Here is a 14,707-nt window from a genome sequence, read left to right as displayed (position 1 = left end):
TTAAATGCATGGCAACGGTTTTGCGTATGGGTAGTAGTGCGTTTATATACATTACTTTTATGAAAGTAATTTACAAAATAATAAGCAATAGCGATTCGAATTAAAACTCAAATCGCTATTGCTTATACACGTAGTTGGTGCTAGTTTTATTGTTTCCCGGTTTCTTCTTTACGCCAAAATTCAAATTGCTGATTCAGTAAAGTGACGGCAGGCTTCCCCCCTTCTTTTATACCTTGAACAGCTAGTTTTAAAATAGCGTCGTCCTGAGGTCTGTAAACCATTATAAAAGCAGACCTTGCATATTGAGTTTCACATCTTTTATCGCCACCAGCTTCTTCACCGGCCTTTAGGGCAAGCATTAATCTTTCAGCCAGTGACTTGTCCCTATTTTCATTAAATGCATTGTACGCATTTATCACCACCTGTTCGCTGGGAAGTATATTGCCCATAACAGCAAAGTCATTGCCAATTTTTTCGCCATTCCAATCTTTAATGTCAGTACCGGAATAGACAAGAGGGCTTTCGTCGGTGTTCAATAAAATAACACCATATTGCTGTTTTTCAGGATCGAATTTAGCATCTTTCATAGCCATCAATATTTCATTAAGGCTTTTTCCATTTTCCATGAATTCCACACCCGTCATTCGTGCGTAATAATTACTTCTGGCCTGAACCACGATGGCCCCTTTTCCAGGAACGATTGAAGCGATACCAGATACATCAAAGGTGCAAGAAGCGCCTACAATACCTATTTCACCTGTCTTGCGATCAATGGCAATGATTGACCATGTAGCATAGCAATGTGTAGAAAAAAGTGTTGCTAAGATTACGAATAATGTAATAGTTGTTTTCTTCATTTCCATTGAATTAAATATGAGTAGATATAATACAGATACATTCAATAGAAGGATGTTACACTATTCTTGACAATAAATTCAGGCATGGGGCAGGATTAGCACCTACAGTTGGTAAAAGTGAAGTTAAGAGAATGCGAATAATTATCGTTTATACATTGCAAGCATTGGTGTACACCGTATTTATTTTAGTTTCTTTCTCATTACATAATATTCATCATACTCCCTATGTATCTTGAAATCGTTTCTTTTATATAATTCCGTTGGGCCTTTAAAATTACTTGCGCTAGATGCACCTTTCTTTGGATATGATTCAATATAATCATAGTCCGTATTCGAATAATCGGCAATAATCCTTTCAATAACCTTTTGAGATATTCCTTGTCTTCTATAATCAGGATGGATTAAAAAACAAACAACCGAACAAACCTTGTCATGAGGATTATCAATTAAATCGTAGTCCCTCAATAACCTTTGATAATTTAATCTGTTGTTTGCATTGCACCATCCAATCGGTCTGTCATTTTTAAAAACCAAATAACCTTGTAGCTCATTCTCATCTATACGATTAATAATCAAGGAGCGGCTCATCTCACGTGTACAGGTTTCAACATCTCCAAGGAAATGATAGTCATTGCAATAACACTTTGACCATTCCGGGTTTTCTTTGTGAATCATAGTATCAAAAAGGGATAAGTAATCATCTTTTAAATCCTTGGTTAATGGTCTAATTTCAATATCCATTTTATTCGCCGTTTGTTTTTGATATGGTGTACAATGGTGTTGGCTATGGTTTCATTTCGGAATGTTATATGAGTATCATTCCAACGTAGCCATAAAATTAATGAAAAGGCTCGGAATTTCGACAAGCCATTCAGCAGCAATGAGCTATACAGGTTGTTGTGTGTCGTATTTATTTTTTGATATACCCTAATTTCTCCAAAAAAGAATCTGTTAACTCACCAACCTCATTACGTACACTGGGATCGCCAAAAAAATGTCCAACCCCTTCAAATATCTTGTATTCAAAATCATTCCCTAATTCTTCCATTTTGTCCCTATATTCAGTAAACTCAACAATACGGGCTAAGTGATCCCTAGTGCCATGGAATGAAATGGAAGGAGGCAGACCTTTTTTAGCGTTGTGAAACGTAGAAATGCTTTCAGCGTTTCCATTAGATTGTCTTTTAAAAAAGTTGCTCTTTGTTGTGTTATACGTAGCAGAGTGTGTTATAAATGCATTTGGAATGGCATTAATCCCATTCGAATCCGAAATTTCTATGTGCTCCAAAATAGCCGTAGAAGCTGCTAAATGACCTCCAGCCGAAAATCCAGCGGCAACAATTTTATCAGGGTCAATCCCTAAGGAAACAGCTTCTTTTCGCAGCCAAGCAATAGCAGATTTAGCATCTTCAATACAGTTAATGATATTGGATCCATGAATATCGATCAGCCGGTATTCAAAAGATACCGAAACCATTCCTTTTCCTTGATACCGCTTACAATTTTTATAGCCCCATTCAGGTATCCCCTGTGCCCAACCACCGCCATGGAAGAAAGCATACACGGGCGTTTTATCCGTTTTTTTATGCCCTTCAGGTTTGAATATATGCGCCTCTAACTGAAAATCGCCCACTCTTTTATAAATCATAATGGTGTCAGCCTCGGCCCTTCTTGTTTTACTTTCAGCATACATATCCAATACTTGTTGTTTTAGTTCTGGGTTTTTGCTGTTCCTTTCAAAATCGGATATGATTTCTCCAAGGTAGTTTATACCATAATTGCTAATGCTTTTTTTAAGATGTTCATTCATCAAATAATCCTTAATCTCTTGATGTGCGTTTAGTTCCTTAATGGCTTGGTATTTGGGTTCAATTTTTTGAATCCCAGCGTCATAAAAGTTTCGAAATCGCAAGTTTTCTGCAGACATAATATCTGCATAACGATCTAGGAATAGGACATAATTACTTTGCTCCAAGAGTTTGGGGTCATCAAAACTGCCTTCGGTAATAGCATCGTAATAGTCTTGATTTATTTTTATGGTATCGCCTGTATACATTTCATGAACGGCAGGGTAAACGATTTTATGGAATTTAGTTCGAAATTCGATTTCATTTATAATCTTATCGTGATGCAAAGCGCCTAATTCATTCTTTTCCTTGAAACTATTGTTAATGCTTAAATAGGTCGATTTTAATGAATCGACAATAGAATTATATCTACTTAAAGTGGCTCCAAATAGTTCTTTTTCATTATTCACCACGTAGTTTTCAATTTTTTCTATCTCATTATTCATAGCATGAAGGTGGTTGTTCTGGGCTGCATTAGAACCAGAAAAAACGGTTTCTGCATTTAAATCAAGATGAATGGAATCTCCCGGAAAGGCTATAAATTCTACTTTTTGTTGCTGATGGGAAATTGAATAAAGTCTTGGCTGTCCTAACAAAATGTTGACTTTAAACGTACCATCATTTTCTAAGGAAAAAATGGAATCCCGGTCATCTGTATAACCAGACCAACTTTCGGCAAGGGAGACGGTTCCATGCCTTAGATTAATGTTGTTGGACCAATCAACCTGCACTTTACCAGTGATTACAGTGGGTTGCGGTTCCTTATCGCCAGAACAAGAAAAAAATAAAATAGCAAAAGTGAAGCTTAGAATAACGGATAGAACTTTCATCGCCTTAGTTGGGTTTTCGTTGGTTTTAATTAAAGATAAATGGAAAGAAGGATCGTTACAGTTTCCTGTAAGAAAATTGAGATGTATGCTTTTCTTGCTTGGTTAATACGGGTTGGGCAGGGATAAAATTACACACAACGTTTGGTTTAAGGATAGTTGTGTGATTAAAGAACTAACTTAATAAAAAGGAACAAACCAATTATTTTTACACTTTGTTAGCATTTTTTTATTTCCAGTCAGGTCCCGTTTTTTCAGCTTAAGGGCCATTCCCAATTCCTAGTCTATCGATTATAACTTCTTTTTGTTCTTTGTCATTCCAATCAGCAAAGGGATAAAGAGCTTGATTCACAATTACAAAAAATAATTTTTCACTCTTGTGCTTTTTGACCACCTCAAGTAATTCTGGAGTTGCTTTTTCTTTCAGAAATTCAGATTCCGTATTCTTAAGATGAATGAGTAAGTATTTCCTCTTTGCAACTGAGATTACTTCAGGATCTGTTATACTATTCCAACCCTGAACATCAGATTTGGAAAAGGCTAACAGAAAAAGGCGATTATCAGAGGGCGTTTCACTTGGATTCTCTTTGATACATTTTTCAGCATCAGAAATATTGCTATAAGTAACTACACAGCAATTACATTCAGGATTTGCTTTTTTTGCACACCCTATCATGATGGTTATAAAAAGACAAAATATCCAAAATTTAGTCATTAGAATTCAAGTTAACCTAATTAGCCCTAACGGTCTCACATGACCGTCAGTTATGGGTTTATATGCGATATTTTTCAGTCTGGCACCAAAAGTTAGTAATTCCTAGTGAATTTGGACTTGGTCGAATCCACTGTAATTGTGGTTATACGTTGTTGGCATACTTTTTTTTATTCTATCTGTTCTAAAATGTAATCTTCTTTCTGTTTGCCCAAAGTCGTCACATAAATCTTATTCCCTATTTTCTTTTTTAAAATGAATGGAATATAAATGTCTGTAAACAATATGTCAAAACCGTTGTGATTTATTCTTTCCCACATTAAATCTGAATTTCCTTGTTTCCAGCCACTACTTTTGTAAACACTATCATTTACAAAATGAATAGTGTCAGTCCATTTCTTGAAGTTCCGTATATATTTATTTCCAGATAGTTTGAATTCGTTCGATTTGCTTTTTAGACTGTCATTTAGCTTTTTATAAATCAGTTTAAAGTTTCCATTATTAATTCCGCTTAATTGAAAACTGTCTTTTGTAATTGGCACAATTTCCTCAAAGAAATATGATTCCTCATCATCAATAATCAGTTTGTTGCCTTTTAACTTAAACTCGAATGAACGTGTGTTTTCGTAAACATCGTACTTGAATTCCCTGATGATTAATTTTCCATTATTAAATTCCCATATTTCGTTGAATGCTATTCCTGATAAATCGTAATTTACGGTATCTTTTTCCTGATATTGGTATGCCGAGATCCAAGTTCCGTTTAGCTTTTTTACATTTTGGCAAGATGTCAAAATAATAGCTATAAGCAATATGTTTGTCGATTTTCTCAAATGTATCGAAATGATCTCAGCTATGAGCAGTTGCATTAAGACTAAGATAGCAAAATTGCGAGAGACCATTGTTGTAAAACAAATGGGATTAATCTATAAGGCTAGGTAAATTAATTTCCAAGGCCCTAAGCCAACCCAAAGTACAAACTGAGTATTCCTAGGGTGTTAAAAAAACCATGCACCATGATATTAAACCACAAATCGTACTTACGCAGATAGAATATAATGGATAAGAGAGCCCCGATAGATCCAGCAACAAGTTGGCCAGTGATTCCTTGCTGCATATGCATATACCCAAAGAAACTGGAAAATATTAGAATATTAATCGCAAGACTGATTTTGCTTTCCCCAAAGAATTTCACAAACTGTCTCATGAAAAAACCGCGAAAAATAATTTCTTCCCCAAACGCTGCAGTAACCCATACGATTAACAACCAGATCATAGCGGTTGGAAGGTTTCCTTTCAATTGGGCCATGCTCGAATAGTCTATAGGAACTCCCGTGAGCATCTCGATTCCAGGAACTACAACAAAGACATAAAAAACAAAAAGTCCAAAAGCCACTAATGGGGCAAGGACCCATATGTTTTTCGCAGTGAATTTTTCGCGATACATTCCAATTGCTGCAAATGGTTCTCCCTTGTATTCTATAAAATTGGCTGCAATGATTAGTATGGAAATGATAATATTTTCAAAAATGGTTCTGGTGATTGGGCCAAAGTACATGAAACAAATAATGGCCAGGGTAATTAATGGAAGTACAATTTGTTTTAAGGTTAATTTATTCATCTTTCTAGTTTTTAAATTAATATGGGGGCAATATCAATTTAATCTACCTGCTTAGAAAGCTGTTTGTGCTGGACTATCGTTAAGGCTGGTTGAATTGCAATAGCCAGATTACCAGTTCATCCAATTCTTGAAATCACTGGTTTTTGGCCTGCTTACAATGAATTCCTGATCCCTTGGATTGGTCACGGAAAGTAGCACCCGGTGGTTGAAGTAAGGCTCAATTTTCAGAATGGAAGATTTAGCCACTATTTGTCCTCGATTGATTTTGAAGAATTTTGTGGGATCCAATGTACCGAAGAGCTCATCTATGGTCTCATCAATAATAAAGCGTTTGTTACCCGTAACGCCAAAAGTGATGCTATTCTCAGAATAACAATAGAGTACATCGGCTACCTTAAGCTGTACAAATCCGTTCCCCGATTTTACCAATATACCATCCCTTTCAGTAGGTACTTGCAGGTCGCTGAGTAGTTGCTTTAAGGTGGCCGTATCCAATGCTGAAGACCTATTCGATTGAAGGAATTTGTCCAGTGCTCCGTTTAGATCCTCCTTTTGTATGGGCTTTAGCAAATAGTCGACACTGTTTACCTTAAAGGCTTCAATGGCGTATTGGTCAAAGGCCGTTGTAAAGATAATTGGGGCCTTTACTATTGTTTTTTGAAAGATTTCAAAGCTCAACCCATCGGCTAGTTGAATGTCCATGAATACAAGATCGGGTGCCTCATTTTGTTGAAACCACAACACGGCATCTTCGACCGTATCTATAATTTCCAGCAATTCGAAGGTAAAGTCACAGGATTTCAACATTAATTGCAACTGGCTAACCGCCCGAATTTCGTCTTCGATAATTAAGATTTTCATAGTCATTCTTTAAGCATACTATAATTCAACAACGGTAAGGCCACGGAAAATTGATTGCCGTCATTCACTATTTCAACCGATCTGTCTGAGATGAGTGAATAGCGCTTTTCAATATTCTTTAACCCCATTTTTGTGGAAGGTAACTGTGTCGATTTTTTTTGAATTTTATTGGTCACTACCACAAAATCGTTCGCAATATCAACGTTGATTTCCAGTGATTTAGATCTGGAAATAATATTGTGTTTAATGGCATTTTCCAAGAGCAATTGAAGGCTCATCGGTGCAATCATCTTATCTTCTACCGTTTTGGGGATGTTCCAATTCAATTTTAGATTCTCTCCAAATCGTTCCGATTGTATGTGAATATAGGCCTTGGCAAACTTTAGCTCCGCCTTTAATGAAATTAAATTGGTATTGCCAGATTCCAGTAAAAAACGATAGATATCCGATAGTTTGTCTACAAATTGCTTCGCGTCTTCCTTGGGACTTTGATCTATTATATCCCGCAATGTGTTCAACGTATTGAAGAAAAAGTGAGGTTGGGCCTGATTACGAAGTGTGTCAAGCTCTGCTTGTATGTTCGCTTGCTTTGCCTGTTCCTCTTCCCTGACTGATTTTTTGAGAAGAACAAAGAAATAAATAGCTTCATAAATGGCCATTATCATGATGGTAAGAAAAACGATGACTACCAATGACCTAGCTCTTTCCTGAAAATCATAGCTAACATTGTCAGCGAGCAGGGAAACTAGGCTAACCCCAATAAAATCAACCAAGACCACAGTAATTAAAGTGCAGATAAAAAGAAAGGTTACCCGCTTAATACTATCCTTTAGGCTGGGATACATTTTTCTTAAACGTATTAAAATGAACCTATTGATCAACCAATCACAGGTGGAAAAAAATAAAGAAACCATTAGGGTAATAATAAGTTCAATGGTAGTGAGATGTCCTACCGCGACATTAAAGACATACATCGCCGATAAGGCCAATAGCAGAATACCAACGATGGTAAACCATGTATCATCGAATCCCAGGTATTGTATGCGTTTTTCCTTGTTTGCGATCATTCAACTCTCAATTACTGCTCGTGCAGGCCTATTGCCAATCTAACTTTTGGTACTGCATAAATGGCACAACAGTACTTTCAATTAAAACACTTGACATTGGTGAATGGCACGATATGTTGCAGGCGTAAAACTAAATCCCGTAGCCAATTTATGAAAGTACTTTGAATTGAATCATCGTTAAACCGATTTGAATTGTAAAATCTAGCCTTTGAAAATTTTATTCCTGTAGCTTAATTTCATTTAAGGGGTCTCTTAAGCTTGTTGTCCGCGGTTCCATATAAGCATATGTACAGATTAAATTAACAACGTGAGTACTCGCCAACAGCAGAAAGGGTTGCGGATATAATCGCATCTGCGAGAATGGTGGCTATAACTTGCTGTACTCATTTCAATTCCATGTAATACGACAACCCTGAGTTTTCCAGATATGATATTATTTTGATTTTTTATTCCGCTTTAATCTTGTCTTCATTTTTTTCGGATGATGGTGGCACAAGTGGAATTACCTCCCAAAAAGCGAAATTCAATGCTAACCCGGTTTCTAATTTGTCATATTCTAGAGTTAAGTCCGTCATGAATTTTTCAATTCCGTTCATTTTTTCTACTCGTTCCGATTCTATTATAATCAAAAAGTTTTCTGTTCCTTTTGAATTGCGATCATATAAAAAATCCTTAGTAAGTTTCTTGCTCAAAGAGCTGGGTAAGATTTCCACAATAGTTTGCCATTCATATGGTTTTCCATTTCGAAATGTGACATAGTGTTTACCCTCTGGGTCAAAAATCATTGGCTCACAATACACCTTCGGATATATGTTTCGAGTGATGTTTTTTTGTTCTATAACTATTCGCGGAACACTATCATTGCAAGCTACTTCTCGGATTCTGTCAATAAACATTCCATAGTCTTTAAACTCGGAAGGTTTGAGGGATACGTCTGAATTTTTACTTCCACCGTTTGAAAATCCATAATTCTTTATCTCGGGTTCGTGTGGCCCACAACCAACCAAAATAACAAAGAATAGCATGTATTTGAATACATTTAAATTCACTTCAGGGTTTTTGTTAAAATGCACCTCAATGGCCTTGTCACTAGTTATTTTTTGATGTCATTTTTTACATCAACTAATTTCAATTCTTTATGGTAGTCTATAATTCTCGTGTTCGCATTACTATCAACCACCAAAATGACGACCATCATTGCAATTGTTGTGATGCAAATTGCGCGCCATAAAGGCTTATCAATGAAAATGATTAACAGCGCTGCAATCACGATAATTATCGGGATAATTTTAAATACAATGGTCTTATACTCTCCAATCGATTTTTCTGCACGAATTATTTCTGATTGCACAAACTCTGTAGGGCTCGTATTATAGTCCTCGGCAAAGCTCGTGACACGGGATTTATTGGTGAAAAAGATACCAAGTCCAACCGCTAAAAGAAGCCCTCCAGCTACTAAGGTTGGAATGATGTAGGCTTTAGCGGTTTCGGTTTTCCCTAGTTGCCAAAAGCCAATACTCAATATAATGAATAGGATGGCGGATAGAATGAAGAATTTTGATGAAAAAACTTCAGCCCTAGCCCATTCGGTAGCAATTTTCAATATTTCCATGGCATCTGATTTATACTTCTAACGATTCACAAGCTTTGTGAATGATTAGTTGCGTGGTTTAGCAATCAATTTAACAAATACAAACCGAATAGAAAATCCGCAAGGGATGTCGTATGTAAGTTTTAACTAGTAATGAATTAATCAGCTCGGTGAGGGTAGCTTCTATCTTTCATTTAACCAACCTTCAATAGCATCGAGAAAGCCATCGCATCTTTTGTAGGGTAAATTGTTATCTTGGAATTCGTAGAAGCCTCCAGTCGTGCATTCGAATATATTGTGATTGCAATTGGAGAATGATCTAATTGTCAAATCTGTATGCCGTCCCATTGTTTTTTCATACAATGATTTGGTTTTTTTCCAGTCAACGTTCATATCAGTTTCTCCAAATAACGCAAGAACTGGAGTTTTTACATTTGACAGGATCTCTTCAAAATCCTCAATATAAACTGGCAAACCCGTTTCTTCATCAAGGGTTTCTTTCATGAGAGGTACTTGAAAACCTAGGTATGCTTCTTCATTCATCTCGCCCATATTCTCACGAACAAACCGCAACCAAAATGGGTTGTTTTGAAGATCTTTAGTGGCATTCATATAAGTTTCGAAACTTGCGCCAGAGTGAGCGATTTTAATTCCATTTAGCCATTGATCCACTATTATATCGATGGAATCTTTTGGCAGTCCTTGTATTCTTAGATTTTCTTCAAGAAGATAGCTGAAGTTTTCTTTATCATCAACACCGCTTACCGAAATCCAAAATGCAATGTCTTTGTATTCGTTTATTACAATTGGATTTATCCAACCTGCCCTACTCCCTCCGTATAGACCAATAGTATTGGATTCTGATATTTGTTTTTCTTTCAGCATTTGAATGGCCGCAATAGCCTCGGATGCGCTATTTTGGACGGATTGATTATAATTGAAAGTACCACCACTTTCCCCGCATCCCATTTTATCCCACATATAAGTGGCATACCCTGTTTTTACAATGGTCTCCCTGATATCTGAATACCATTCTTGGGCAACGGCGTTCGTTCTTCCCGATCCATGAATGATTAGTACAATCCCCTTGGGTTTTTGATCTTTTGGAAGATTCAATACACCATTCAACATGATGCCCTCAAATTCAAAGTCTACCGTTTGTTTATTGCTCTGGGCTTTAACATTGGCGACTAACAATAGCACAATAGCTATTAAGGTAATTCTCTTCATTTTTTTGGTACCATTTTTTAGTTACCTCTATGTCTGGAAATAACCAAGAGGGTTAACTTTAATAGGGTTTCCCAATAAAGAAGGATGAATTTTATTAATGTTACAGTATGAGGTAAGGGTTGCCTCTAGGGATATTGCCAATGGAACGTATTGTGAGTTCTTAAAGTTTTGTGTTTAGAATCGCGAAATAACCAAGACAGTTTCTTTTCGGATTAACTCCAAACCCAATTGGCAAACATCAAGGAAGCCAACTGGCAATGGCAAATAACAACTATACCAGTGGCTCCTGTTTTAGGTTATTCCTTTTATAACTGTTGTTCAAACAGCCGGATTTTTTCGCTTAATTCCTCTTTTAATTCATTATCGGAAATTTCATCTTCCGAAAAATTATCATAGAAATTTGGCAATGAAAAATCTGTGGTTACATTGCCCCCTAGATATGGAAAATACGCTTTGGCAGAATCCAAGACTGTTCTACCTCCCCTACCACCAGGGGAAGTTGCCAGTAATGCTATGGGTTTATCCTTCCATACTTTGACATCTATCCTGGACAACCAGTCCAACGTATTTTTGAAGGATGCAGAATAAGAACCATTGTGCTCTGCAAGTGAAATAACCAATCCATCGGTTGACTCTATGAGGCTGTTTAATTTTATAGCATTCTTCGGAATGCCGTTTTCAGTTTCATAATCCACGCCATAAAGTGGCATTTCATAATCGTTTAAATCTACAACCGTTGTTGTTGCCGTTTCAATTTTATTAGCCGTATAAATGGCTAATGTCTTGTTTATGGAGTTTTTACTATTACTTCCTCCTAGTGCGATTACCTTTTTCATCCTAAAGTTTGTTTACTGTTTTTACAATTACACGTATCGTTTTTATTAATCCGTATGCTTCCTCCTAAAGAACCCCATCGAGGTTTCTCTTGTTGGTGGTTTTTTATTTTGATCGAAGTCTGCGGCTCTACCGAATTGGGTTGTTTTATAAGAAAAACCTGTTCTAACTGGTTGAAAGCTTCTGAAGTATTTCGGAAATCTATCCCAGTGGCTAAGTAGTAAAGGAAGTGCTGTGTTTTTCATGTCCCAAAGATGAGATGCTTTGACATGAAAAAAAATAAACTAGTTTAAGTCTATGGTTTTTTTTTAAGTTTTGACTTAATCATACTCATGAATTCCGGTGTGACACCAATATAAGCAGCCAAATCCTTTTGTTTTATCCTGCTTAGTATTTGCGGATATTTTTCTTTGAATCTAACGTATCGTTCTTCGGCAGTTAAGGAAATACCTTGATTGGTCCTTCGGATATAGCTCATGAGGGATCTTTGGTATAGAATTCTGTAAAACCTTTCAAATTTTGGGATTTCTTGGAAAAGGAGATCGTAATTCTTTCTGGATATTGCCAAAAGCTCGGTATCCTCCAACGCTTCTATATAAAAATGGGAGGGTTCATTGGAGATAAAGCTGTCCATGTCGGTGGTCCAATAGTTTTCAATCCCAAACATTGAAATATGTTGTGTCCCGCCCTCATCCAATGTGTAGACCTTGAGGCACCCTTTAGCAATGAAATACTCGTATTTTGCTACCTCCCCCTCTTGTAAAAGGAAGTTTTTCTTTTTGATGGTGATCTCTTTAAGCAAAGAAATAAATCTATGTTTTTCCAGATCCGTCAATTCAATGAATCTACTAACGTTATTGATTATGAGATTGTGAGACTCTTTAAATTCCATGGTCCTATAGTCCTGTTCCATTTATTTTTTTAACGAGAGGTCATTGTCCAGCCAAGCATGGTTCTTTATACTAAGATAGCCAAACTTTGGGGAAGCACCTAAACAGGTGTTTGGTAGGAAAGGGCAGTTAATTTTTCAGAATTTTTCTTACCGTGATCTGGTTAAAAGAATAAATTTTTAAAATATACAATCCATTTTCAATATGAGTCAAGTCAATGGATTTAATTTCGTGTAGATCGTACTCATTAATTATTTGTCCATGAACGCTTAACATCTCAATTTTATCGATACGATAAGTACTTTCAATATTTAGTACCCCTTTTGTTGGATTGGGAAAAATTTTTAGTGAATGCCTGCCATAATTTGTAATACCCAAATCGCATTCAACTTAACAAATAAAGAAACAATAGGAAATCTACAAGACACGAGCGAAGGGAACCGGCGCCAACAGTTTTCGAAAGTAGGAAATACTCAGCGATTATATATAATCTCTGGGCGATGGAGTTTTACCTAAACGAACTTTAGTCCATATTTTGCGCAAATAGCAGTAACCTTTTCCATGTCCGGTGGTCCAGCGGGTAATTCCGCTAATTCCCCAAACATTCCCTCTAAACCGGCGGGGAAAATACTTAACATGGCTTTGGCTTTTTCTTCTCCAACAACTTTCCAAGAATGTGGTACTCCTTTTGGACAAAAAATAATGTCTCCAGCTTTCAGGGTAGTCGTGTTTTCTCCAACACTCATTTCAACTTGCCCCTCTAAAACCTGAAACACCTCATCTTCATTTTCATGCACGTGCGGCGGAATGCCGATTCCAGGATCATTATTTTGTTCTATTAATGCGTACTGTCCATTGGTGTCTTCACCTGTCAACTTAATGTTCTGACGATCCCCCAATACGTTCAATTTATTTCCTTCGCTCTCTTTAACAATTTTGGGCTTTTGTAAACTCTTGACCTCTGGTTTTGAAGACTCATCGACACTCCCCTCTTTTGGTTCAGTTTTACAAGCATTAATCATTGGAATTATTGACAATGCTCCAATTCCGATAGCTGTAGATTTCAAGAAATCTTTGCGTTCCATATTTTTTAGTTTTGATTGGTTAGTTTAGGCTATGATTCCATTGCGAACAATCCGTAATGATTTCTTAGGAATCGCTGTGCCCCCTAAAATACAAAGTTTCACAGAAACGACTTAGAGCGCAATGAATTCTACACATTGTAGGTAACTGGCTATTTTCTGGAGTCCATAAACCCTTTGAGTAACAATTTCATACCCCATTTCATAAGCTCAATAGACTCTTTGTTGTTTAAATTGCATACATCTTTGGTAACAATGAGAGGTTCTATTCCCATGTAAATTGTTAAAAGGTTTGAAAGATCCTCTTTTTCTTTTTGTGTATAGTCTGTGTCTTCTAGAATTAGTTGCAATGTTTTCTTTCGTCTTGCTCCTCTTTTTAAGGAAGAAGTACTTGAGTCTAAAACGGCACTTAAATACTTTCGGAATAAATTTTCATGGTCCAGGGCAAGTGTATTAAAATAGTCTTGAATTTCAATAATCTTGTTTTCCAAGTTATTTCCCTTCAGGTTCTCGCATATTGTTTCGGGACTTTTAGTACTAACATCCAGTCCAGCTTCTGCGGCCAGTATATCAATATTCGAAAAATATCTATACACCGTTGCCCGAGAAATTCCTGTTCTATTCGCAATGTCTTCTAAGTTAAATTCCAATCCCCTATTCAGAAAATACTGGGCACTTGCAAGAATTTTATTTCTTGTCTCCATTTTTTGATTGGTCCGACCGGTGGTGACATATTGTTCCTTCATGAGACAAATATCTCATAAAATTTGGATTAAAAAAAACTATCCCTTAAGTTTGTGAGACAAAAATCTCATAAAATGAATACAGACAATACAAAATGGGTTCTAGGCCATAAAGTAACACCTCATGAAACAACAGGTGATTATGACCTCATGGTGGCAGAAACCCCACCAAAAGTACAGGGGCCGCCGCCACATTTACACAACTCTTTTAAGGAATCGTTTCTTATCATTGAAGGTGAAATGGAGTTTTTTGTAAATGGCAATATCAAGGTTGTTAAGGCAGGTGAGTCCGTTGACATTCCACCAAAGACCTTACATACCTTCGCGAACAAAAGTGACCTACCATGTAAGTGGATAAATATCCATAGTCCGAAAGGATTCAGAACTTTCTTTGAACAAATAGGCATTCCTGAAAATGAAGAGAATGCCATCGAAAAATCAGTCGCTCCTGAAATCATTAATAAAGTTATGGCCACTGCATCCGAATTTGACATGATTATTAAGGTGTAGTCACAGCGTATTGCAAATGATTCCTTACCAAGGTA

At 36.6% G+C, this 14,707-nt stretch carries 17 protein-coding genes; 1 reads left to right on the top strand and 16 read right to left on the bottom strand.

Going from position 1 to position 14,707, the window contains the following annotated elements:
* Window positions 1–146: 146 nt before the first annotated feature.
* The 16 genes from AC6JAD_RS13715 to AC6JAD_RS13640 all read right to left on the bottom strand — a co-directional run bounded on the left by AC6JAD_RS13715 (window position 147) and on the right by AC6JAD_RS13640 (window position 14,123).
* A complete protein-coding gene (locus AC6JAD_RS13715) occupies window positions 147–857 on the bottom strand; it encodes a DUF1028 domain-containing protein (protein ID WP_461302914.1) in 711 nt (236 codons plus the stop codon).
* 180 nt (window positions 858–1,037) lie between these two features.
* Window positions 1,038–1,598 (bottom strand): GNAT family N-acetyltransferase, encoded by a 561-nt coding sequence (locus tag AC6JAD_RS13710; RefSeq protein WP_461302913.1) that lies wholly within the window; start codon window positions 1,596–1,598, stop codon window positions 1,038–1,040.
* A gap of 169 nt (window positions 1,599–1,767) precedes the next feature.
* Window positions 1,768–3,534, bottom strand: a complete 1,767-nt coding sequence (locus AC6JAD_RS13705) for an alpha/beta hydrolase (protein WP_461302912.1) — start codon at window positions 3,532–3,534, stop codon at window positions 1,768–1,770.
* Window positions 3,535–3,790: 256 nt separating this feature from the next.
* A complete protein-coding gene (locus AC6JAD_RS13700; RefSeq protein WP_461302911.1) occupies window positions 3,791–4,246 on the bottom strand; it encodes a hypothetical protein in 456 nt (151 codons plus the stop codon).
* 167 nt (window positions 4,247–4,413) lie between these two features.
* Complete coding sequence (locus AC6JAD_RS13695) at window positions 4,414–5,112, bottom strand: hypothetical protein (RefSeq protein WP_461302910.1); 699 nt, start codon at window positions 5,110–5,112, stop codon at window positions 4,414–4,416.
* Window positions 5,113–5,201: 89 nt separating this feature from the next.
* Entirely contained in the window at window positions 5,202–5,864 is a 663-nt protein-coding gene (locus tag AC6JAD_RS13690) for a CPBP family intramembrane glutamic endopeptidase (RefSeq protein ID WP_461302909.1), read from the bottom strand.
* Window positions 5,865–5,972: 108 nt separating this feature from the next.
* Complete coding sequence (locus AC6JAD_RS13685) at window positions 5,973–6,725, bottom strand: LytR/AlgR family response regulator transcription factor (protein ID WP_461302908.1); 753 nt, start codon at window positions 6,723–6,725, stop codon at window positions 5,973–5,975.
* A 2-nt stretch (window positions 6,726–6,727) separates the two neighbouring features.
* Window positions 6,728–7,792: a sensor histidine kinase gene (locus AC6JAD_RS13680; protein WP_461302907.1), complete on the bottom strand. Its 1,065-nt coding sequence runs from the start codon at window positions 7,790–7,792 to the stop codon at window positions 6,728–6,730.
* A 446-nt stretch (window positions 7,793–8,238) separates the two neighbouring features.
* Window positions 8,239–8,841, bottom strand: a complete 603-nt coding sequence (locus AC6JAD_RS13675) for a hypothetical protein (RefSeq protein ID WP_461302906.1) — start codon at window positions 8,839–8,841, stop codon at window positions 8,239–8,241.
* Window positions 8,842–8,885: 44 nt separating this feature from the next.
* Complete coding sequence (locus AC6JAD_RS13670) at window positions 8,886–9,404, bottom strand: hypothetical protein (protein WP_461302905.1); 519 nt, start codon at window positions 9,402–9,404, stop codon at window positions 8,886–8,888.
* A 162-nt stretch (window positions 9,405–9,566) separates the two neighbouring features.
* Window positions 9,567–10,613, bottom strand: a complete 1,047-nt coding sequence (locus AC6JAD_RS13665) for an alpha/beta hydrolase family protein (protein ID WP_461302904.1) — start codon at window positions 10,611–10,613, stop codon at window positions 9,567–9,569.
* A 305-nt stretch (window positions 10,614–10,918) separates the two neighbouring features.
* Entirely contained in the window at window positions 10,919–11,449 is a 531-nt protein-coding gene (locus tag AC6JAD_RS13660) for an NADPH-dependent FMN reductase (RefSeq protein ID WP_461302903.1), read from the bottom strand.
* 293 nt (window positions 11,450–11,742) lie between these two features.
* Window positions 11,743–12,360, bottom strand: coding sequence for a Crp/Fnr family transcriptional regulator (locus tag AC6JAD_RS13655; protein ID WP_461302902.1), 618 nt, complete (start codon window positions 12,358–12,360; stop codon window positions 11,743–11,745).
* Between the two features lie 106 nt (window positions 12,361–12,466).
* Window positions 12,467–12,715 (bottom strand): T9SS type A sorting domain-containing protein, encoded by a 249-nt coding sequence (locus AC6JAD_RS13650; RefSeq protein WP_461302901.1) that lies wholly within the window; start codon window positions 12,713–12,715, stop codon window positions 12,467–12,469.
* Between the two features lie 134 nt (window positions 12,716–12,849).
* Complete coding sequence (locus AC6JAD_RS13645) at window positions 12,850–13,422, bottom strand: cupin domain-containing protein (protein ID WP_461302900.1); 573 nt, start codon at window positions 13,420–13,422, stop codon at window positions 12,850–12,852.
* Window positions 13,423–13,571: 149 nt separating this feature from the next.
* Window positions 13,572–14,123 carry a TetR/AcrR family transcriptional regulator gene (locus AC6JAD_RS13640; RefSeq protein WP_461302899.1) on the bottom strand — a complete coding sequence of 184 codons (552 nt, stop codon included), beginning with the start codon at window positions 14,121–14,123 and terminating at the stop codon, window positions 13,572–13,574.
* A gap of 114 nt (window positions 14,124–14,237) precedes the next feature.
* Here AC6JAD_RS13640 and AC6JAD_RS13635 point away from each other — a divergent pair, with 114 nt between their 5' ends.
* Window positions 14,238–14,672 carry a cupin domain-containing protein gene (locus tag AC6JAD_RS13635; RefSeq protein WP_461302898.1) on the top strand — a complete coding sequence of 145 codons (435 nt, stop codon included), beginning with the start codon at window positions 14,238–14,240 and terminating at the stop codon, window positions 14,670–14,672.
* The last annotated feature ends 35 nt before the right edge of the window (window positions 14,673–14,707 follow it).

It is taken from the genome of Aureisphaera sp., from assembly GCF_059726885.1.
The sequence above is the reverse complement of the archived record's forward strand: the minus strand, read 5'-3'. Positions and strand labels throughout refer to the sequence as shown.